The sequence below is a fragment of the Amycolatopsis thailandensis genome (assembly GCF_042723255.1).
Lineage (GTDB): Bacteria > Actinomycetota > Actinomycetes > Mycobacteriales > Pseudonocardiaceae > Amycolatopsis > Amycolatopsis thailandensis.
Genome location: NZ_JBHXJK010000021.1, coordinates 75,166 through 96,273, shown reverse-complemented (window position 1 = coordinate 96,273; position 21,108 = coordinate 75,166). Strand labels below are relative to the sequence as shown.

Sequence of the window (21,108 nt, the reverse complement as noted above, 5' to 3'; positions counted from 1 at the left end):
GGCAAAGAGGGTTAGAACCCTCTTTGCCACTCACGACCCCCTTTCGAAATAGTGCCAATCGCCGAAATCGGGCGCCTAAGTCCCGAAAACCGTCCCTTATGGACACTCGAGAGAGTTGCCGGGGCTCGTTGGCAAACCCGCTCCAGCCCCCGACACGACACTCACCGCAGGCGGTAGGCGTTCGTGATCGTCTGCGTCACCGAGTTCCCGGCCGAATCCGTCGCCGACAGCCGTAGCGACACGAAGGGCGAGGAGCCGAACGGCGGCGCCACGACGAAGGCCTGCCGCCGCGGACCGCTGCCGAAGACGAGCTGCCGTCGCCAGGTTTTCCCGCCGTCGAAAGAAGCCTCGGCGGTGACCTGCCGGAGAGTGCCCGTCATTCCCGCTGACCGCTCGACCTCGATCGGCACGGCGAGCGGGAACAGGCGCCAGGCGTCGTTGGCCGGGCCGAGCGACGGGGTGGCCTTCAGCGTCATGAGCGGCAGCGGCGTCTCCCCTGCCGTCCGCTGCGAGCGGAACTTCCACGACACGGCCACGGTGCCGGACAACTCGGCGTTGGCGCCTTCCGGCCGTTTCGCGTCGACGGTCAGCGTGTAGTCGCCCGCTTCGGGCGGCACGGTGAAGGTGACCGGGCCGGCGTTCGGCCAGATGTGGCCGGGAACCTTGGGGACCGAACCGATCTCCTTCCCGTTCCGCGACAGCCGCGTCGTGCCTTCCATCGCCGAAACGCTGACGCGCTCACCCCTCGCCGAAAGCAGCGGAAGCAGGACGCTGAAGGTGTCACCGTCACGGACCGTCTTGGTCAGCTTTCCCAGGGTCGGACCGACGACCGCGCGATTCCAGTCCTCTTCGGACTTCTGACCCGGGCGGTATTCCACCCCCGAGGCGGTTTCGTGGATGTCACCCAAAGTTCCGTTGGAGCCGACCCGTTCCACGAAGAGCCGCTTCAGCCAGCGGATCTTCCCGGCGGTGTAGAACTCCTCGCGCGTCGAGGGCAACTGTGCCTGAGCGGTGAGGAACCAGGCGTTGCCGAGGGCGACTTCGTTGTCGTAGGGCGAGGGCAGCACGTGCAGGTTGCCCCATTGCTTGCCGGTGGAGGCGTAGGTGGCGTTCACCTTCGCCAGTTCGTGGTCGCGCACCCGGTACGCGGAAACGTCGGGAACCCGGCCCTTGCTGGGGAATTGCAGGTTGTAGACGTACGGACTGTTCTCCGAACGGCCCTCGGCGGTCTGCTTGCTCAGCATGGTCGTGACGAGGAAGTCGAAGTCGGGCACGTCCGTGCGGGTGGGGGCGACGTAGGAGAACTGCTCTTCATGGAAGAGCCTCGGCTGGTACCACGAATGGCTCGTCGCTCCTCGGCCCGCGACCTGTTCGGAGAAGACGACGATCTGACCGTTCGAACTGGCGTCCTCGCGATCCGTCCGCACCGTCACGGGTTTCGCCGATCGCCCGTCCAGCACCACTTCCCGGTTCCGGTCGAGCACGAAACCCGGCTCGCTGACCAGGTTCGACCCCGTCGGCTCGTTGATCTGCGCGACGAAGAGGTAGCGGCCCTGCGGCAACCGGACCGGTCCGCCGCCTTCCCGTGCGTCGTAGATCTTCGTGTCGCCACTGTCCAGATTGGTCACGATCAGGATGCCGCTCGGCCCCTGCGGACCGGGGCCGTTGCCCTTGCGGTCGAAGAGCTTGACGTCGGCCGTGAAGACCTCGCGCTGAAGGTCTGCGCCGATCAGGCTGCGGACTTCGGCGCCGGAGGCGGACGTGGCGAGCAGGGTGCCGCCATACGCGCCGCGAGGTTTCTGCCCGGGGTGCACGGTGACCATCGCGGTCGCGGTCGCCCCGGCCGGCACGGTGATCCGCGGCCGGTCGACCGTGAACAGGCCGTCGACAGCGGGCTTCCCGTTCTCGTCGCGGACGTCCAGCCGCAGATCGAGATCGACGGGCGCGTCCCCGCTGTTGCGGTAGGTGATCTCCCGGGTCAGCGGTTTCGGGTCGGCCACCGGAACGGTGCCGAAGGCCAGCGTGCTGACGTCGGCGTTCACGCGCTGCCCGACAGCCTTGGCGACGTCGGTGCGTCCCGCTCCTTGCTGGAAGACGGTCAGTCCTTCGGCCGGCTTCGCGCTGCCCGTGAGACCGGCCTTGATCTGCTCCGGCCGCCAGTCGGGATGCTGCTGGACGAGCAACGCCGCCGCGCCCGCCACATGCGGCGTCGCCATCGAGGTGCCCGACATCGGCTGGTAGCCGCCGCCGGCTTTCGCCGCGACGATCTCCACGCCCGGCGCGGTGATCTCCGGCTTGACCGCGTTGTCGCCCTTGCGCGGCCCCTTGCCGGAGAACGACGCGAGCGCGTCGGCCCGGTCCACCGCGCCGACGGTGAGTGCCGCGTCGGCGCTGCCCGGCGATCCGATCGTGCCCGCGCCGCGCTCCCCGTCGTTGCCCGCGGCGATGACGAACAGGACGCCGTGCTCCTCGCTGAGCCGGTTCACCGCCGCTTCCAGCGGATCGATGTCCTCGCCGTCTTCACCGCCGAGGCTCAGGTTGATCACCTTGGCGCCTTCGGCGACGGCCCACTCCATCCCGCTGATGATCTCCGACCAGCCGCCGCTGCCGTCGTCCCCGAGCACCTTGCCCACGAGCAGCCCGGCGTCGGGCGCGACACCCTTGAGCCGTCCGGCGGACGCCGCACCGGAACCGAGGATGGTCGAGGCGACGTGGGTGCCGTGGCCGTGCCGGTCGGTGGGGTCGCCACCGCCGGAGAAGTCCTTGGCCGCGACCACCTTGCCCGCCAGATCCGGGTGAGCGGCGTCGACACCGGTGTCCAGCACCGCGACCTTGACGTCCTTGCCGGTGAACCCGCTCCGCCAGGCCTGCGGCGCGCCGATCTGGGGCACGCTGTGGTCGAGGTTCGCCTTGACCCGGTGGTCCAGCCACACTTTCCGCACCGAAGCCGCGTGAGGACCGGTCAACGTGGACCAGAACTCGCCCGCGCGCTCCTTGGGCTGGGCGAACGCGGTCGCGCCGACGCTGTCCAGCCGCCGGACCGCGGTCGCGCCCGCGACGGCCACCGCACCGTCCTGCCGCACGATCAGCGGGAGGGTCGATCGCGCGCTGTCGTCGTAGCCGTCGGCGAGCAGCCGGTCGATCCGGAACAGTCGCTCGTCCAAGACGCCCTTCGCCACCAGCGGGAGGGCGTCGGCCGGGTAGACCGACCAGCCGTCCTTGTCCTGGCTGCGCTGGAAGCCCATCCGTTCGCGGCCGGGTCCCGGCAGCACGGAGAGGGCGGGCACCTCGCCTCGCCGCTCCTGCACGGTGATCCGGTCACCGGTGATCAGGGTGAGGGTGCGCGGGCCGGGCGCCGCGGCGCTCTCCTCCGGCGACAGGCCGGGCGCGGCCTGCGCGACTTGCGCGCCGGTCGCTCCGAGCATGGTCACCAGGAGCAGGCCTGCCAGGACAGGGGCTCTTCGGCGCATGTGGCACCTCCGTTTGCGCTCGTATCGGTGCGCCGAGGCTTTCGGAAGTGCAGGTCGGAGCGCTATACGTCGGGACCGATCAGGTCGTCCGGAATATCCGTTCGGGCACGGGCCCACCCATCGTGATGACGATCACAGGGGGCGCATCCCTATAAACCAACCGCTTAGTACGGCAGACTCGGCGTCACTTCCACTCGACGACGAGGAGTCACCCGTGACCGAACATCCCTCCCGCGTAGCGATCGTCACCGGCGCCGGCCGCGGCATCGGCGCGGCGGTGGCCAAGCGGCTCGCTTCCGACGGGTTCGCCGTCGGCCTGCTGGACCTCGACGAGGCGGGCGTCAAGCAGGGTGCCGAGGCGATCGTCGCCGAGGGCGGCAAGGCCGTCGGCGTCTCGCTGGACGTCAACGACGCGGCACAGGTCGAAGCCGCGGTGACCCGGGTGGCCGAGGAACTCGGCGCGCCGACCGTGCTGATCAACAACGCCGGCATCACCCGCGACAACCTGCTGTTCAAGATGACCGAACAGGACTGGGACTCGGTGCTGGGCGTGCACCTGAAGGGCTCGTTCCTGATGACCCGCGAGGTGCAGAAGTACCAGACGCAGGAGAAGTGGGGCCGCATCGTCAACCTGTCCAGCACGTCGGCGCTGGGCAACCGCGGCCAGGTCAACTACTCCGCGGCCAAGGCGGGCATGCAGGGCTTCACCAAGACCCTCGCGATCGAACTGGGCAAGTTCAACGTCACCGCGAACGCCATCGCCCCGGGCTTCATCGCCACCGACATGACCGCGGCGACCGCCGAGCGGATCGGCATGTCGTTCGAGGACTTCAAGGCGGCGGCCGCGTCGCAGATCCCGGTGCAGCGCGTCGGCACCCCCGACGACATCGCCAACCTCGCGTCGTTCCTGGTGAGCGACGGCGCCGGGTTCATCTCCGGCCAGGTCATCTACGTCGCCGGCGGACCGAAGGACTGAGCCATGCGCGAATTCGCCTCCCTGCAGGAGTTCGAGAACGCCGTCGGCGAGCACTTCGGCTACAGCGAATGGCTCACCCTCACCCAGGACCGGGTGAACCTGTTCGCCGACGCCACCGACGACCACCAGTGGATCCACGTCGACGTCGAGAAGGCGGCCGAAGGCCCGTTCGGGGCGCCGATCGCCCACGGCTTCCTGACGCTGTCGCTGATTTCGGGCTTCGTCGGGAAGCTCTACCGGGTCCACGGACTGAAGATGGGCATCAACTACGGCCTGAACAAGGTCCGGTTCCCCCAGCCGGTCAAGGTGGGCTCGAAGATCCGCGCGGGCGCCGAACTGGTCGAGGTCACCGACGTCACCGGTGGCAAACAGGCCGTCGTCCGGTGGACGATCGAGATCGACGGCGAGCCGAAGCCGGCGTGTGTCGCGGAGATGGTCGTCCGGCTGATCGCCTGAGCGGGTGACCTCCGGCACCTCGCCGGGCCACCACTACCCGACATACCGACCGGTCGGTACTGTAACCGGAAAGCGAGACGCTGGAGGCACCATGAACCAGACCGACCTGCCGGGCCTCGACCTGGCCAGGCTCAAGGCCCATCTGGACGAGCACCGGCCGGGCCTCGTCCAGGGCGACCTGAGCGGCGAGGTCGTGGAAGGGGGCCGGTCCAACCTCACCTACATCGTGGGCGACGGCCGGTCCCGCTGGGTGGTGCGCCGCCCGCCGCTGGGCCACGTCCTGCCGACGGCGCACGACATGGGCCGCGAGTTCCGGGTGATCTCCGGTCTGCACGGCACGGCCGTCCCGGTGCCGGAAACGGTGCTGCTGTGCGAGGACACCGACGTCATCGGCTCGCGGTTCTACGTGATGGAGTTCGTGGCGGGCACGCCTTTCCGCTCGGACACCGAACTGGCCGCGCTGGGCCCCGCGCGGACGAAGGCGATCGCGGACGAGCTCGTCGACACCCTCGTCGAACTGCACGCCGTCGACCCGGAGTCGGTGGGGCTCGGCGATTTCGGCCGTCCGGAGGGCTTCCTCGAACGCCAGCTGCGGCGCTGGAAGAAGCAGCTCGACGGCAACCGCAGCCGCGATCTCCCCGGCGTCGACGAACTGCATGACCGGCTCGCCTCGTCGGTGCCGGAATCGGGTAAGCCGTCGATCGTCCACGGCGACTACCGGCTGGACAACGTGCTGGTGAACGCCGACGACCGGATCACCGCGGTGCTGGACTGGGAGATGTCCACGCTCGGCGATCCGCTGACCGACCTCGCCCTCCTGGTGGCCTACGCCGAACGCGACAAGGTGTCCTTGCAGTTCGTGTCCAATGCCAGCTCGGCGCCGGGTTACCCACGCAACGACGAGGTCGTCGCGCGGTACGCCGAGCGTTCGGGCCGCGACGTCTCCCGGCTCGACTGGTACGTGAGCTTCGCCTTCTTCAAACTCGCGGTGATCCTGGAAGGCATCCACCTCCGCTACAGCAAGGGGCAGACCGTCGGTGCCGGGTTCGACGGCATCGGGTCGGGCGTCGTCCCGTTGATCGCGCACGGAATCGAGACTCTCAAGGAAGAGGGATAGCAAGATGGACTTCGCCTTCGACGCGAAAACTGAGGAGCTGCGGGGAAAACTCCTCGATTTCATGGATTCGCACATCTACCCGGCCGAGGCCGTCTTCGAGGCTCAGCTGGCCGAGCGCGACAGCGAATGGTCGCAGCCGCCGGTCGTCGAGGAACTGAAGGCCGAGGCCCGCAAACGCGGACTGTGGAACTTCTTCCTCCCCGGTGACCACGGCGCGGGGCTGACGAACCTGCAGTACGCGCCGCTGGCCGAGATCACCGGCCGCAGCATCCGGCTGGCCCCGACCGCGCTGAACTGCGCGGCGCCGGACACCGGGAACATGGAAGTCCTCACCATGTTCGGTACCGACCGGCAGAAGAAGCAGTGGCTCCAGCCGTTGCTGGACGGCGAGATCCGGTCCGCGTTCGCGATGACCGAACCCGACGTCGCCTCCTCCGACGCGCGCAACATCGCCACCAGCATCCGCCGGGACGGCGACGAGTACGTCGTCAACGGCCGCAAGTGGTACATCTCCGGCGCGATGAACCCGAACTGCAAGATCTTCATCGTGATGGGCAAGACCGATCCCGACGGCCCACCGCACAAGCAGCAGAGCATGATCCTGGTCCCCCGCGACACTCCCGGCATGACCGTGAAGCGCGGCATGCACGTGTTCGGCTACACCGACGGCGATCACGGCGGGCACGCCGAAGTGCTCTTCGAGGACGTCCGAGTGCCCGCGGAGAACCTCATCGCCGGTGAGGGTGACGGATTCGCCGTCGCGCAGGCCCGCCTCGGACCGGGGCGGATCCACCACTGCATGCGTGCCATCGGCATGGCCGAGCGCGCGCTGGAACTGATGTGCCGCCGGGCGCTCTCGCGCGAGACCTTCGGCAAGCCGATCGCCGAACAGGGTGTGGTGCAGGACTGGATCGCCGAAGCGCGGGTCAAGATCGAGCAGCAGCGGCTGCTGGTGCTCAAGACCGCGTGGCTGATGGACACCGTCGGCAACCAGGGCGCGCACACCGAGATCCAGGCGATCAAGATCTCCACGCCGATCACCGTCGAATGGATCCTCGACAAGGCCGTGCAGCTGTTCGGCGCGGGCGGGGTCAGCCAGGACTTCCCGGTCGCCGAGATGTGGGCGCAGGTCCGGACGCTGCGGCTCGCCGACGGCCCGGACGAGGTGCACAAGCGCTCGCTGGCGCACCGTGAACTGAAGAAGTACCGCGGGGAGGCTTCGAAGTGACCACTGTGGACGATCTGAAGCGGCGCGTGGCCGATCTGCTGGCCGCGTATCCGCCGGAAAGCACGCCGCGCCAAGACTTCCTCGACGCGCGGTTCGACGCCGGACTGGCGTGGATCCACTTCCCCGAGGGGCTTGGCGGCCTGAGCGCGCCGCGTTCGCTCCAGTCCGTCGTGGACAAGGAGCTCGCCGCGGCGGGCGCGCCGGACAACGACAAACGGCGGATCGGGATCGGCCTCGGGATGGCCGCGCCGACCATTCTCGCCTTCGGCACGCCCGAACAGCACCAGCGCTTCCTGCGTCCACTGTGGACCGAACGTGAGGTGTGGTGCCAGCTGTTCAGCGAGCCGGGCGCCGGATCCGACCTCGCCGCGCTGGGCACCCGCGCGGTCCGCGACGGCGACGACTGGGTGGTCACCGGGCAAAAGGTCTGGACGTCGGGCGCGCACAAGTCGCAGTGGGCCATCCTGGTCACCCGTACCGATCCCGACGTGCCGAAACACCGCGGCATGACGTACTTCCTGTGCGACATGACCGCGCCGGGCGTGGAGGTCCGGCCGCTGCGCCAGATCACCGGCGAGGCCGAGTTCAACGAGGTCTTCCTCAGCGAGGTCCGCATCCCCGACGCGCACCGCCTCGGCGCGGTCGGCGAGGGCTGGAAGGTCGCGCAGACCACGCTGATGAACGAGCGGGTCGCGATCGGCGGCACCGAGTTCCCACGGGACGGCGGCATGGTCGGCGTCGTCACGGACGTCTGGCGGGAGCGGCCGGAGCTGCGGACGTCCGAACTGCACGACAGGCTGCTGAAACTGTGGGTGGAGGGCGAAAGTCTGCGCCTGGTGAGTTCGCGGCTGCGGCAGCAACTCGCCGCCGGCGCGCCGGGCCCGGAGGGTTCCGCGGTCAAGGTCGCGTTCTCCGAACTGAACCAGGCCGCGTCCGGGCTGGAGATCGAACTGCTCGGTGACGAAGGCCTGCGCTACGACGACTGGACGATGCGGCGTCCCGACGGCGTGAACTTCCTCGGCCGCGAAGCCGGGTACCGCTATCTGCGCGCGAAGGGGAACTCGATCGAGGGCGGCACCTCGGAGGTCCTGCGCAACATCATCGCCGAACGCGTGCTGGGACTGCCGTCCGAGCCGCGGATCGACAAGGACGTCGCCTGGAAGGACCTGCCCCGATGAGCGACCTGTTGTACTCAGAGGTCGAAGAGGACCTTCGCGCCAGCGTCCGCGATCTGTTCCGCGACCGCGCGGAACCGGCGGCCCTGATCACCAGGACCGAGACGGCCGAACCGTACGACCTGTCGTTGTGGCGCACGCTCGCCGCCGACCTCGGCGCGGCCGGTCTCGCCGTCCCGGAGGCGCTGGGTGGGCACGGCGCCTCGGCGCGCGAAGTCGCCGTCGTGATGGAAGAACTCGGGCGCAGTGTCGCCCCCGTCCCCTATCTCGGCAGCGCCGTCCTGGCGACGTCGGCCTTGCTGGCGACCGACACCTCGCAGGCGGAAGTGGCGGAGAAGCTCGGGAAACTGGCCGCGGGCGCGCTCATCGGCGCGCTGGCCGTACCGCTGTCGACGGCGCCCGGCGCCGAGTTCCCGTCGACGGTCACCGCGGCCGCGGACGGGACGCTCAGCGGCGGGATCCGCAGCGTCGCCGACGGCTCGGTGGCCGAGCTGATCGTCGTCCCGGCGGTGGGGCCCGACGGTCCCGGCCTCTACACGGTGGACGCGGCTTCGGCGGGCGTGACGGTCACCGAGGCGATTTCCCTGGACCTGACCCGGCGCATCGCCGACGTCACCTTGGAGAACGTGGCCGCGAAACGCGTCGCCGACGCCACGACGGCGGCGTCCGCGCTGGACACGGCCCTCGTGACGGCGGCGGGACTGCTCGCCTCGGAACAGCTCGGGATCGCCGAATGGGCGCTGACCGAAACGGTGCGCTATCTCAAGGAGCGCTACCAGTTCGGCCGCCAGGTCGGGTCCTTCCAGTCGCTGAAACACCGGCTGGCGAACCTGTACACGGATCTGGTCAACGCCAGGGCGACCGCGCGCTACGCCGCCGACTGCCTGGCTTCCGGCGAGGACATCGCGATCGCCGTCGCGGTGGCGCAGGCCCGGAACTCCCCCATCGCCGTCCACGCCGCCGAAGAGGCTGTCCAGCTGCACGGCGGGATCGGCATGACCTGGGAACACCCCGCGCACCTGTACCTGAAGCGCGCGAAGAGCGACGAGATCGCCTTGGGCACTCCAGGACGGCATCGCGCGGCCCTCGCGCCGCTGATCGACCTGCCCGCCTGATCTCCCCCGGCGGGGTCCGGCCCGGAAAGTGTCGGACCCCGCCGGTACAACCTGTTCGAACAAATGATCGAACAGGGAGTCATCATGAAACTACTCGTGGCCACCTCGCAGACCCAGGGCGAGCGGGCGAACGACTTCAACCACTGCGTCGAGGGCGAGCTGCTCTGGATCGCGCCGTGCTGCGACGACGGCGAGAGCTCGCCCGATTCCCACTGCGGCTGCGGCCGGTCGTTCGGCGGCTTGAACTCGCATCGCGGGACGACGACAGCACTCGTCGCGGAACTGCCCGGTTTCACCTGCTCCGACTACGCCGAGGCGTTGCGGTCGAGCCTGGCCGCCCAGGGCTGGCCTCCCTCTGCCGCCGACGAGGTGGCGGCGGGATTGCTCGCCTTCGCCTTCAACTGGGAGGTGGGAGCGGTGCTCGAACGCCGGTGCGACCTGTTCGTCGAACGCCTGGTGACAGCGCCGGGCTGAGCTGCGTCGCTACTCGGGGCGCAACGAGGCCAGCAGGAGATCGGCGAAGTGGTCACCGATCTGGCGGGCCGAGAGCGCGCCGCCGCGCCGGTACCAGGAACCGAGGTGGTGCACCGAGCCGAAGAAGAAGTCGACGATCACGTCGGCCGGTTTGTCCGCGCGGAACTCGCCGGACGCCTGGCCTTCCTCGATCAGCGTGCGGAACCGCTCGTGGTACTTGCGGCGTTCCGCGCGGACGGCCTTCTGCTTCTCCACGCTGAGCTGGTGCATGGACTGCATGAAGATCGTGTTGTCGTCGAGGTTGTCGATCGTGCTGACGACGACGTCGGAGGCGGCGGACCGCAGCCGCTCCCGCAGCGGCGCCTCACTCGAAGCCACCTTTTCCAATTGCTCGGTCTGCGCGCGCAGCACCCGGGCGTAGATCTCGTAAAGGAGGTCGTCCTTGGAGCCGAAGTAGTGGTACATCGCCCCCTTGGTGACCCCGGCCGCCTCGACGATCTCCTGCACGGAGGTGCGGTCGAAGCCCTTCTTGGCGAAGAGCTTCGTGGCGTGCGACAGCAGACGGCGCGGGACGGCGGCCTGATCTTCGCCGCTCGCCTCGGCCTTCCTGGTGGTCGCTCGTGTCATGGCCGGCTCCTTCTCGTGCGGACTCTCAGCATACCGGCCGGTTTGTCGACGGCCGGAGAACCGCCGGTGTCCGGGAGGAATCACCGATCACCGGCCGACCGGGACGACCTCGACGGCACGGTTCATACGGTTGGGTGACGGCCAGCCGGGCTCCGTCCTGGTGAACTGGGCGCATGAGCACCAGGCACCCGGGCGCCGGGACGGGACTGCGGGCCGATGTCCGCACCGAGGAGGTCAGGGCCCTGAGGGACGACACCGGTCCCGGCGCGACCCCGCTGACGGTGCTCGCGGGCGAACCCGGCTGCGGCCGCGGCACCGTGCTGGACAGGCTCGCCGAGGAACTCACCCCGTCGGCCAAGGTGCTGGTGCTGCGGCTGGCCGAACTCGACCGGTCACTCCCGTACGGCGCGATCTTCCGGCTTCTCGTCCTCCTCGGCGCGGACCGGGCCGAGGAGGAGCCCGCGCGCCGGTCCGTGCTGGCCATGCTGGCCAGGGCGGGCGAAACCACGCCGACCCCGGAGGCCGTCGCGAAGATCGCGACGGCCGTGTTCGCCCTCCTGCGCACGCAGACCCCGCTGGTGATCCTGGTCGACGACGCGCAGTGGCTCGACGAACACACCGCCCGGCTGGTGAGCCCGCTCCTGCACCGGTGCTCGGCGGAGACGTCGATCAGCGTGGTGGCGACGCTGCGGATCGGCGCGGGAGACGACCTGTCCGGAAGTCCCGCGCTGCTTGGCGCCTTCGCCCGGTTGCGGGCGGGCGGCCACGCGAAGTTGCGGCTCCTCCGGCCGCTTTCGCGAGCCCAGTCACGGTCCCTGCTGACGGGGCTGGTGTCCGCCCTGCCGAACGACGGCCTGGTGACCGAACTGCACGCCGCGGCCCGGGGCAACCCCGCCGCGCTGACCGCGCTCGTGCACGGCTACCGGTCCGCCGGCGCCTTGCGGATCGTCGACCGCACCGCCTACCGCGTCGACAGGGTCGATCAGCCGGTGGCCACCGAGGACCATCCGCTCCTGCGGGCGGTGACCGGGGCGGGAGGCGGAGTGCGTGAGGTGGCCGAGACGATGGCGGTGCTCGGCCCGCTCGGCACCTCGGCCACCGCGCTGGCCGCGGCAGCGCTCGGGTGGCGGGAGGCCGAACTCCGCGCGGTGCTGGACAGGCTCGTCGCCGAACGGGTCCTGGTGCGGGATCGCGACGGCGGGCACCGGTTCCGGGTCGCGGCCGTCCGGGACGCCCTGCTGACCGGGATCGGGCCGTATGCCACGCGCAGTCTTGCCGCCCAGGCGGTCCACGCGGTGTGGTCGGGATCCGCGTCCGTCTCCGACCCGGATCTGGTGCTCGACTGGATCACCCAGGCCGGGTCGCTCGTCGACACGCGGCGTGCCTCGGAGGAGCTGATCAAGAACGGCGAGCGCGTCCTGTTCACCGACGGGGCCAAGGCGGAGCGCTGGCTCCACGCGACGTTGGCCTGGGTGACCGAACCGCCCGAGCGGACGGCCGTGCTGATGCTGCTGAGCTCGGCGAAGGCCGTGCACTACCGGGCGGCCGAAGCCGGGGACTGCGCGCGGCAGGTGCTCTGCAAACATCTCGGACACTTGGACCCGGCTCAAGCGCAGGAACTGTCGACCGTGTTCATCTCCGGGCTCGCCGCCCGCCGCGACCTCGGTGAGCTCGCCGAAATCGCCGCGGGCGCGTCACCGGTGCTGCCGGACGACCCCGCCCTGATGGTGGTCAACCGGGCCTATGCCCTGCTGCTGAGCCATCGCTGGATCGAGACGCGCGACCTGCTCGAACGGGAACGCGCGGTGTGGACCGGCAGCAACCACATCACCGCCGACTTCGGCACGATGTTCCTCGCGGCCTGCGGCGTCGTGCTCGGCGACACGTCCCAGCTGCACACCCTCGTGGCGCATCCGGAACTGTGGCGGGCGGCGCACCTGCCGCACTATGCGGTCGAACATCGCCGGTTCGAAGTGGAAATGCTGTTGCAGCTGGGAGAACTCCGGCAGGTGCGGCAGCGGATCACAGCGTCCGGGCTGGCCGTCGGCGAGCTGCCCGTGGCGAACCGGTTCGCGCTGAACTACCTGGGCGGGCACTGGGCGGAGGCGATGGAACTGGCCCGCCGGACCATGCTGGGCGGCACCGATCCGGCGCGGCCACTGCATTTCCTGCTGACACAATGCGCGATCCGGATCCTCGGGGCGCAGGGCTGGCTTTCCCGGGCCAGGGCACTCGCCGCCGACAGCCGTCCGTCCGGGATGCGGCACTCGATCGACCACGCCGAGTTCACCGTGCTCAGCAAGCTCGGCGACACCGAAGGCGCCGACGCGTTGCTGTACTCGGCCGCGCGCAGCGCCGATGCGGGCGGCTACGTCCTGGGCACCGAAGACCTCTGGGCCGACCTGGCGCGCTCCGCGCTCGCACGGAACAAGCAGCGCGAAGGTGAGCACTGGGTCCGGCGCGCGGCGCGCACGGCCACCCAGCTCGACACCGCCCGCGCGCACCAGAACCACCATCTGGCCCGCGCGGCGGTCCATGGCGAGCCCGCCGCCGCCCGGCGCGCCGCGGCCATCGCCCGCGAACGCCGGGACGTCCCGTACGAGTCGGCCATGACGCTCCTGCACGCGGGTCTCGCTGGGCACCGGCCGGAACAGTCGTGGACCGAGGCGTACGAACTGTTCGGCGAGGTCGGCGCCTGGTTCTGGCGCGGCCGGGTACGGAAGCTGTTACGTGACAACGGCTTCGCCGGCCCGGGCCGGACGGAGACGACAGCCGAGAACGAGCGGCTGCTGGCGATCCTCGTCGCCGAGGGCCTCACCAACCGTCAACTGGCTGTCGTCCTCGAAACCAGCGAGAAGAGTGTCGAAGGCAGGCTCAGCAGGCTGTTCTCCCGGACCGGGTACACGTCCCGGGTGGAACTCGCGGCGGGCATCCTGACCGGTGAATACCGTACCTGACCCCCGCATCCAGAGGACTAAATGCGCGAGGGGGCGCGCGTCTAGCAGTGAGAACGTCCACAGTCAACACATCGGGCGGTAACTGGCATCGTTCTCGCGTGCCACTGGCACCGAGCCAGTATCCGCGCCACAACGTTGTCGGGAGGCGGGGTGCGGGGCCACGGTGGAGATCGTCTTCGCAAGCCCTGGACAAGGTGGTGACCCCGTGCGTTTCGATCTCCTCGGCCCCTTCAACGTCGTGCACGACGGACGTCCGGTCGTGCTGCGCGGGGCGACCCAGCGGGCCGTGCTCGCCTATCTCCTGTTGCGCCACAACGAGGTCATCGCCACCAGCACCCTCCTTCAGGCGATCTGGGCGGACGACATCCCCGCCACCGCGCGCAAGATGGTGCAGAACGCCGTTTCCGGGCTGCGCGCCACACTGGCCCAGCGCACCGGCGCCGCCGAGCAGGCGATGCTGCTCACCCACGCGCCCGGTTACCTGCTGCGCGTCGACAGCGACCAGGTCGACGTCTCCCGCTTCCGGCGGCTCGCCACCGAAGGCCGGACAGCACAGGCGGGCGGCGAGGTCGACCGGGCCGTCTCGGCCTACCGTGACGCGCTCGCGCTGTGGCGTGGCCCGGTGCTCGCCGACCTCACCGAGACCGGTGTCGTGTGGCCCGAACTGGTCGCGCTGGAGGATCAGCGGATCGCCGTCCACGAGGATCTCTTCGGGCTGGAGCTGGACCGGGGGCACCACCACGAGGTGCTGACCGACCTGCGCGGGATGGCGGAGGCCAACCCGAACCGCGAGCGGCTCAACGCCCAGCTGATGACCGCGCTCTACCGCTGCGGCCGCCACGTCGACGCTCTCGAGGTCTACCGCGCGACGCGGGCCAGCCTCGCCGAGGGTCTCGGCCTGGAGCCGGGCAAGGAGCTGCGCGAACTGGAACGCGCGATCCTCCAGCACGACGAAGCCCTGCTCACCCGGCGCCCGGAACCGGCACCGCGCCCCGAACCCGTGCCGTCGGCCGAACCCACCCCGGTGGTCGAGCCGCTGCCCTTCGCTCCCGCCCCGGTGATCGCCCTGCCCCGCACCGAGCCCGTCGAGAGCGAGCGGAAGCCGGTCGTCGCGATCGGCGTCGCCCTCGCCGCCACTCCGGACGACGACCCCGAAGAGGCCGTCGAGGTCCAGGCGCGGCTGCGGACCGTCGTCGAAGAGGAGGCTCTCGCCGCGGGTGCGCACCTGCCCGGGGAATCGGGCCCGGTCGTGCTGGCCCTGTTCGGCCTCCCCCGCACCGATGACGACGACGCCGTCCACGCGACCCGGACCGCGCTGCGCATCCACGACCGGCTGGCCACGGCCGGCATCGCCACCCAGATCGGCGTCGACAGCGGAGACGTCCTCGTCGAGTTCACCACCGCGGGCCCCGGTCAGGTGGCGGGCCCCGTGCTGGACCGCTGTGTCCGCTCGGCGCTGCGCGCGCCCGAAGGCCGGATCCGGGTTTCGGACGTGGTCCGCGAGGCCTCCGAACCCTCCGTGGTGCACGAGGCGTCGGAAGACTCACCTGGCTGGTGGCACGCGGTTTCCGCCCGCCAGCACCCGGTGGCGGAGCCCGCCGACCCCGGCGGCTTCGTCGGCCGCGAGCACGACCTCGATCTGCTGAGCCATCTTCTCGGTTTCGTCGAACGCGGCGGCCGCCCGCATCGGGTGACGGTGCTCGGCGAGCCCGGGATCGGCAAGTCGCGGCTCCTCGCCGAGTTCGCCGAGACGCTGTCCGAGCAGCCCCGGATCCGGGTGCTGGACGCCGGGGCCGACGTCGCCGAAGCGTTCGCCGTCGTCCCGGGCCTGCTCCCCCAGACCGCCTCGCGCCTGCGCACCGAGGGCGGCGACTCGGCGCTCCGGGCCGCCGCCGGCGAACTGACCGCCTTCGGACCGCTGGTGGTGCTGGCCGACGATCTGCACCGCGCCGACCTCGATACCCGAGACGCCGTGGACCGGCTCGGGGAGGCTTGCTCGGGACTGCCGGTCCTGATCGTCGCGTCCGCCCGGCCCGGGTTGCTGGAAGCCGAACACGGCGAACGCTGCGGGACGACGGTCAGCCTCGCGCCGCTTTCCGACGACGCCGTCGGCAAACTGCTCGACAAGCTGTTGCCCGGCACCGCCCGGCTCATCCGCGGCAGGCAGGAACTGATCGGCAGGATCGGCGGCAACCCGCGCTTCGCGCACGCGTACGCCCAGGGGGTGCATGGCAAGACCACCCCGTTTCCGGGACTGGGCCAGGCGATGACACCCCCGCTGGTCCGCCGGACCCTCGCCGCGCAGCTCGACAACCTGCCCGCTGCCGAGAAATCCCTTCTCAAGGCGGCCAGCCTCACCGGGGACGCGTTCACCGCCGAGGACGTCGCCGCGGTCTGCGGCCGGGACTCCGCCGAAATCGAGGGAACACTGTCCCGGCTCGCGAGCCTCTCGGTGCTGCGCCGCGAGGACGACGACGCCGGCTACACGTTCCGCCGCTCGACCCTGCGGGAGCTGGTCTACCAGCGGATCCCGCGCGCGACCCGCACCGCGCTGCTCCGCCGTCCGACGGCCCCGCGCCGCGTCGAAGCCCTCGCCTGAGGATCCCCGACCGGGCCCGAAGACGTGACTCGCGTGCTCGAACCCGTGACTCGCGTGATTAAAGCCGGAACTCGCGTGCTTGAAGACGGAACTCGCGTGATCGGACGAGTTCCGGCTCCGGTCACGCGAGTCACGGCTCCAATCACGTGAGTCACGGGCTCAAGCACGCGAGTTCCGTGTCTGGTCACGACGAAAGCCCCCGGTCGCCGAAGCGGCCGGGGGCTTTCTCGTGAAGAGGAGTCAGCCGGTAGGGCGCTGCATCACGTCCGAGGTGTACTTGACCGACGAGGGCTCGTGCCGCGAAGTGAACGGGCACTTCCAGTCCTCTTCGGTCATCCGCCCGGAGAAGTGGCGCGAAGGCATCTGGTACTCGTAGGTGGTGAAGCTCGGGTTGACCGAGCCGTTGTTCGTCGTCTCGCGTTTGCGGATCGCGTCCTGCATCGAGAAGAACTTGTCGCCCAGCAACATGAACTGCATCAGCGAGTTGAACGCGATCGCCGGCCGCGAGAACCGGCGGCTCGCCCGGGACGACCCCGGGTGCATGCCGACGACGAAGAACGAGTGACCGGCCACGTGGAAGCCGAAGTTCGGTTCGTTCGGGTCCGACGTGGCGCCCTCGTCGAGGCCGTATGTGCGGCTGTCGATGTCGTGGATGAGCTGGAGATGGCGCCACAGCAGGCGTTCGTACTCCTCCTCGTCGAGAATCCCGCCGGGCTCCTCGAAAGTGGACACGAACGTGCGGAAACTCTTGTCCGACAAAGTGGCCCGGATGCCGCGGGCATAGCCGAGCATGTCGCGGTAGTGGGCACGCGCCGACTCCGGATCCCCCAGCGCCGGGTAGTGGCCGTGGACGATCGAGCCCTTCTTCAACGCCGCGCGAGCGCCGAGGCAGCTGAACTCCGTGGTCTGGATGAACGCTTCGAGCTCCGCTTTCGGGTCGCTCATTTCACTCCGCCTTTCCGGTGCTCCCCGGCCGCACGCCGCCTGCCGGGAAGCCAGTCGAAGGCGCGCACGGTGACCGGGCGCGCCGGGACGGCCAGCGCGGCCGCGTGGCCGGCGCCGGCGTCCAGTTCCGTGATCGTCCACTCGGGACGGCCGTCGAAGACAACGTCGCCGCCGGTGAGGGTGAAGGAGGGGCCCGGCAACCCGGCGAGGCCGGTGCCGTCGACCTTGAGGTAGGCCTCCTTGCAGGTCCAGTACCGGAAGAAGGTCAGCGGCTCGCGCACGGCGGCGGCCTCCTCCGGACGCAGCGTCCGCGCGGCCAGGCCGTCGTGGTCGACCTCCCGGACCTCTTCGACGTCGACGCCGACCCGGACCCCGGCGGTGACCGCGACCAGCGCGAGCGCGCCGGAGCGGGACAGGCTGAACTCGATCCCCGTCTCGCCCGCCAGTGCCGGACGGTCACCGTCGCGCGTGAACCGCAGCGCGGACGGCGCGGTGCCGGTGTAGGAGGCGAGGATGTCGCGCAGGGCGACGTGCGAGGCCAGGAACCGCGCCCGTTCCTCGTCCACCGTGATGGCGGCCGCCCGGCGCAGCTCGTCTTCCGACAGCGCGCCGAGCAGGCCGTAGACCTCGGCCGAGCCCGGGGCGAGCACCCGCGCGAGGGGGATCCGCCACACGTGCGCGTCCCGGCCGGGACGGAGCCGTTCGCCCAGCGCGCCCGACGGCTGCTTCCACGCGGAGAACCACTGCGTCGTCATCGGCCCAGTTTTCGGTGGATCACGCCGAGCAGCTCCGGCACGCGCTGTTCGAGGTAGAAATGCCCGCCAGGGTAGGTGACCATCGTCGAGTCGGCGGCGAGTTCGAGCCATGCCGCGAGTTCGTCCAGATCGGCCCGCGGGTCGTGGTCGCCGCCGAACACGGTCAGCGGCACCGGCAGCGGCTCCCCCGGCACGTGCCGGTAGGTCTCGTTGACGGCCAGGTCGGCCCGCATCAGCGGCAGGAACATCGCCAGCAGTTCCCGTTCTCGCCGCAGCACGTCCGGCAGTCCGCCGAGCGCGTGCAGTTCGGCGGCGAGCCGCTCGTCCGGCAGGTCCCGCAACTGGAGCCTGGTGTCGGGCAGCTGCGGCGCCGCCCTGCCCGAGACGAACAGATGTTTCGGCAGCGTGGCCCCGCGCTCGGCGAGCCTGCGGGTGAGCAGGTACGCGGTCAGGGCGCCGACGCTGTGCCCGAAGAACGCGAAGTCCCCGGTCAGCGCGTCGCCGAGACCGTCGATCACCGCCTCGACAAGGCTTTCGACGTCTTCGTGCGGCGTCTCGCGGCCGCGTTCGGCCCGGCCGGGCAGCTGAACCGGGAGGACGATCAGGTCGTCACCCGCCGCGAGGACCCACTCGCGATAGACCACCGCGCTCGCTCCGGCGTGCGGAAAACAGAACAGCCTGGTCGCGCCACCCGGCGGGATCCCGCCGGGCAGCCAGGGCCGCGCCGTGCTCGGTGCGGTCATCGCAGCTCCATCGTCAGATAGGGCGGCGGCGGCTGGATCGTACTCAGGTCGGACTCCAGGACGAGCCGGTCACCGTCGCGCGAGATCTCGGAGAACCCCGCGAACGCGTAGGTCACGTACATGACGCGGTTGCGGCCGGTCTCGACGAAGTCCGCGCGCAGCTTCGCGCCGTCTTCCTTGGCCATTCCCATGATGTGGTTGAGCAGGACCGTGCCGACGCCGCGCGACATCACGCGGCACGACATCAGCATCATCCGCAGATGCCAGGCCTCCTCGCCGCGTTCGGCCAGTGCGAGCCCGATCTTGCCGTAACCGCCGTATTTGTCCGAAAGGGACGCGACGAGCAGCACGTGATCGGGCGAGGTCCGCAGCGCGTCCAGTTCGTCGTAGGAATAGGTGCGGCCGGTGGAGTTGAGCTGGTTGGTGCGGACGGTCAGTTCCTCGGCCCGCTGCAGATCCTCCTGCTGCGCGCGGGCGATCGTGAACTTCATGTCCAAAGTGGACAGGAATTCCTCGCTGGTGCCCTCGTGGTCCTGTTCGACCTGCTCCCGCACGGCGGCCGCGCGGTAGAGATCACGGCGCACCCGCGACTCGTCGGTGACGAACTTGGGCCGGAACTCCTCCGAAGCCAGGGTCTCCCCCAGCTTCGCCACGTCGACGGTCTTGACCGTCGGCAGCGCGTGCGCGACCTCCTCCAGTTCGAAGGGCTGGTCGTCGACGAACGCGATCGCGTCGAGGCCGATGTTGAGCGCCTTCGCGATCCTTTCCACCGAACCGGATTTGGGGTTCCAGCTGATCTGCGGGTACAGGAAGTACTCGTCGAGACCGGCCGACTTCAGCCGTGCCATCGCCGCTTCGTGGTCGTTGCGGCTGGCCACCGAATGCAGGATGCCCAGCTCGTCGAGCCGCTTGATCTCCGCCACGACGTCCGGCCGGACCGAGACCTCGCCGTCCTCCAGCAGGGTTCCGTCCCACAGCGTGTTGTCCAGGTCCCACACCACGCATTTGATGCGGCCCCGCTTGGGTTTCTCCAATACCTCGGTCACCCTGACACCTCCCGGTACGCCTCGTCCGCGATGGTCAGCTCCTGGATCTGGGTGCTGCCCTCGATGATCTCCATGACTTTCGCGTCGCGGTACAGCCGCGCCACCGGATAGTCCGGGCCGCAGCCGTTCGCGCCGTGGATCTGGACGGCGTCCGAAGCCGCCGTGGCCGCAGCGGTGGACGCGAAGTACTTGGCCACCCAGGTCGCCATGATCGTCGCCGGATCGCCCGCGTCCTTGAGCCGTCCCGCCTTCTCGCACAGCAGGCGCGCGGCCTCGCGCGCGGTGACCATTTCGCTGATCTTGGCGCGGATCTGCGGCAGGTCTCGCAGCAGCCCGCCGCCCGCCGAACGCGCCGACGTGTAGGCGGCCGACGCGGCCAGCGCCGCCCGCACGATCCCTACCGAACCGCACGCCACGCTGTAGCGCCCGAGGTCGAGCGCGCCGGTCATCACCGTGCCCGCGGCCCAGCCCGGCGGCCCGACCAGCGCGGACGGGTCGAGCCGGACGTCGTCGAACTCGATGGTCGCCAGCATGCTCGCGGTGGTGCCGAGCATGTGCCGGACCGGGGTCACCCGGACTCCCGGGTGGTCGGCGGGTACCAGGAACGCGCTCATCCCGGTGGCGGTGCCGGCGAACACCAGCAGCAGCCCGGCGACTTGGCCGCCGGTGATCCAGGTCTTGCGTCCCCGCAGGGTCCAGACGCCGTTTTCGGCGACCGCCACCGTGCCCGCGGCCGTCGAGTCACTGCCGCTGAAATCCGGTTCGGTCAAACAGAAAGCGCCCAGTGTCGTGCCTTCGGACAGGGCGGGCAGCCAGCGGTCGCGCTGCTCGTCGTCGCCCCAGCGCTGCACCGTCGCGGTCACCATGGTGTGGACGGTGAGCAGGCTCCGCAGCGACGAACAACCGCGGCCGACCTCCTCGTGCAGCCGCCCGAGGGTGACCATGTCCAGCCCGGCACCGCCCGCTTCGGTGGGGAGGAACGGGGCCCACAGTCCCAGCTCCCCCACCCGCCGCAGCACGTCACCGGGGATGCGCTCGGCCCGGTCCCACGCGTCCGCGTGCGGGCCGACCTCCTCGTCGACGAAACGCCCGACCACCTCTACTTCAGGCGTTTCGGGCCGTGTCCTCGCCCTCACGTCTTTCTCCTCGTTCAGTGCGCGGCCGCGGCGGTGCGCCGCTCGACCAGCTCGGTCATCCGCGTGACGGTGCGGAAGTTGTCCAGCTTCAGCTCCTCGTTGGGGATCCGCGTGGCGAACGCCTTCTCGATGAACATGACCAGCTCCATCGCGAACAGCGAGTTCACGAAACCGAGGGCGAAGATGTCCTGTTCGTCGGTGAACGACAGGCTGGGGAACTTGGCCCCGATGAAGGCGCGGATCTCGCCGCGGACGTCCTGCGACATGGTGGATGCCTTTCTTGTCAAGG

17 protein-coding genes are annotated in these 21,108 nt (G+C 70.0%); 9 read left to right on the top strand and 8 right to left on the bottom strand.

Annotated elements, in window-relative coordinates; genetic code table 11:
* Positions 1–161 precede the first annotated feature (161 nt).
* Complete coding sequence (locus ACFWMR_RS11290) at positions 162–3,470, bottom strand: S8 family peptidase (RefSeq protein WP_378378271.1); 3,309 nt, start codon at positions 3,468–3,470, stop codon at positions 162–164.
* A gap of 214 nt (positions 3,471–3,684) precedes the next feature.
* On the opposite strand from ACFWMR_RS11290, the gene fabG reads away from it, so the two are divergent.
* From fabG to ACFWMR_RS11255, 7 genes are all read left to right on the top strand, one after another.
* Positions 3,685–4,446: a 3-oxoacyl-ACP reductase FabG gene (fabG, locus tag ACFWMR_RS11285; RefSeq protein WP_378378270.1), complete on the top strand. Its 762-nt coding sequence runs from the start codon at positions 3,685–3,687 to the stop codon at positions 4,444–4,446.
* Between the two features lie 3 nt (positions 4,447–4,449).
* Positions 4,450–4,902: a MaoC family dehydratase gene (locus ACFWMR_RS11280; protein WP_378278517.1), complete on the top strand. Its 453-nt coding sequence runs from the start codon at positions 4,450–4,452 to the stop codon at positions 4,900–4,902.
* 91 nt (positions 4,903–4,993) lie between these two features.
* Positions 4,994–6,019: a phosphotransferase family protein gene (locus tag ACFWMR_RS11275; protein ID WP_378378269.1), complete on the top strand. Its 1,026-nt coding sequence runs from the start codon at positions 4,994–4,996 to the stop codon at positions 6,017–6,019.
* Between the two features lie 4 nt (positions 6,020–6,023).
* Positions 6,024–7,247 (top strand): acyl-CoA dehydrogenase family protein, encoded by a 1,224-nt coding sequence (locus tag ACFWMR_RS11270; protein ID WP_378378268.1) that lies wholly within the window; start codon positions 6,024–6,026, stop codon positions 7,245–7,247.
* Positions 7,244–8,425 carry an acyl-CoA dehydrogenase family protein gene (locus ACFWMR_RS11265; RefSeq protein ID WP_378278515.1) on the top strand — a complete coding sequence of 394 codons (1,182 nt, stop codon included), beginning with the start codon at positions 7,244–7,246 and terminating at the stop codon, positions 8,423–8,425. The genes ACFWMR_RS11270 and ACFWMR_RS11265 overlap by 4 nt, the downstream gene beginning before the upstream one ends.
* Positions 8,422–9,537: an acyl-CoA dehydrogenase family protein gene (locus tag ACFWMR_RS11260; RefSeq protein WP_093937469.1), complete on the top strand. Its 1,116-nt coding sequence runs from the start codon at positions 8,422–8,424 to the stop codon at positions 9,535–9,537. The genes ACFWMR_RS11265 and ACFWMR_RS11260 overlap by 4 nt, the downstream gene beginning before the upstream one ends.
* Before the next feature lie 84 nt (positions 9,538–9,621).
* Entirely contained in the window at positions 9,622–10,011 is a 390-nt protein-coding gene (locus ACFWMR_RS11255) for a DUF7715 family protein (RefSeq protein ID WP_093937484.1), read from the top strand.
* A gap of 9 nt (positions 10,012–10,020) precedes the next feature.
* On the opposite strand, the gene ACFWMR_RS11250 is transcribed toward ACFWMR_RS11255, so the two are convergent.
* On the bottom strand, positions 10,021–10,638 hold the full coding sequence (locus tag ACFWMR_RS11250) for a TetR/AcrR family transcriptional regulator (RefSeq protein ID WP_093937470.1): 618 nt from the start codon (positions 10,636–10,638) through the stop codon (positions 10,021–10,023).
* A gap of 173 nt (positions 10,639–10,811) precedes the next feature.
* On the opposite strand from ACFWMR_RS11250, the gene ACFWMR_RS11245 reads away from it, so the two are divergent.
* Together ACFWMR_RS11245 and ACFWMR_RS11240 are read left to right on the top strand one after the other, a co-directional pair.
* Complete coding sequence (locus tag ACFWMR_RS11245) at positions 10,812–13,595, top strand: ATP-binding protein (RefSeq protein WP_378378267.1); 2,784 nt, start codon at positions 10,812–10,814, stop codon at positions 13,593–13,595.
* Positions 13,596–13,800: 205 nt separating this feature from the next.
* Positions 13,801–16,194 carry a BTAD domain-containing putative transcriptional regulator gene (locus tag ACFWMR_RS11240; RefSeq protein ID WP_378378266.1) on the top strand — a complete coding sequence of 798 codons (2,394 nt, stop codon included), beginning with the start codon at positions 13,801–13,803 and terminating at the stop codon, positions 16,192–16,194.
* Positions 16,195–16,434: 240 nt separating this feature from the next.
* Here the strand turns inward: ACFWMR_RS11240 and gntA are convergent, their stop codons facing one another.
* Genes gntA through ACFWMR_RS11210 form a run of 6 tightly spaced genes read right to left on the bottom strand, consistent with a single transcriptional unit; the run spans position 16,435 to position 21,085 of the window.
* Positions 16,435–17,139 carry a guanitoxin biosynthesis heme-dependent pre-guanitoxin N-hydroxylase GntA gene (gene gntA / locus ACFWMR_RS11235; protein ID WP_093937473.1) on the bottom strand — a complete coding sequence of 235 codons (705 nt, stop codon included), beginning with the start codon at positions 17,137–17,139 and terminating at the stop codon, positions 16,435–16,437.
* The gene (locus tag ACFWMR_RS11230) at positions 17,136–17,894 is read right to left on the bottom strand and encodes a 4'-phosphopantetheinyl transferase family protein (protein ID WP_093937474.1); all 759 of its coding nucleotides are present in this window, start codon (positions 17,892–17,894) and stop codon (positions 17,136–17,138) included. Before ACFWMR_RS11230 ends, gntA begins: the two co-directional genes overlap by 4 nt.
* Positions 17,891–18,637 carry a thioesterase II family protein gene (locus tag ACFWMR_RS11225; protein WP_378273771.1) on the bottom strand — a complete coding sequence of 249 codons (747 nt, stop codon included), beginning with the start codon at positions 18,635–18,637 and terminating at the stop codon, positions 17,891–17,893. The genes ACFWMR_RS11230 and ACFWMR_RS11225 overlap by 4 nt, the downstream gene beginning before the upstream one ends.
* Positions 18,634–19,683 carry an HAD-IIIC family phosphatase gene (locus ACFWMR_RS11220; RefSeq protein WP_378378265.1) on the bottom strand — a complete coding sequence of 350 codons (1,050 nt, stop codon included), beginning with the start codon at positions 19,681–19,683 and terminating at the stop codon, positions 18,634–18,636. The genes ACFWMR_RS11225 and ACFWMR_RS11220 overlap by 4 nt, the downstream gene beginning before the upstream one ends.
* Positions 19,680–20,819 carry an acyl-CoA dehydrogenase family protein gene (locus tag ACFWMR_RS11215; RefSeq protein ID WP_378378264.1) on the bottom strand — a complete coding sequence of 380 codons (1,140 nt, stop codon included), beginning with the start codon at positions 20,817–20,819 and terminating at the stop codon, positions 19,680–19,682. The genes ACFWMR_RS11220 and ACFWMR_RS11215 overlap by 4 nt, the downstream gene beginning before the upstream one ends.
* A 14-nt stretch (positions 20,820–20,833) precedes the next feature.
* Entirely contained in the window at positions 20,834–21,085 is a 252-nt protein-coding gene (locus ACFWMR_RS11210) for an acyl carrier protein (RefSeq protein WP_005152895.1), read from the bottom strand.
* Positions 21,086–21,108: the final 23 nt, after the last annotated feature.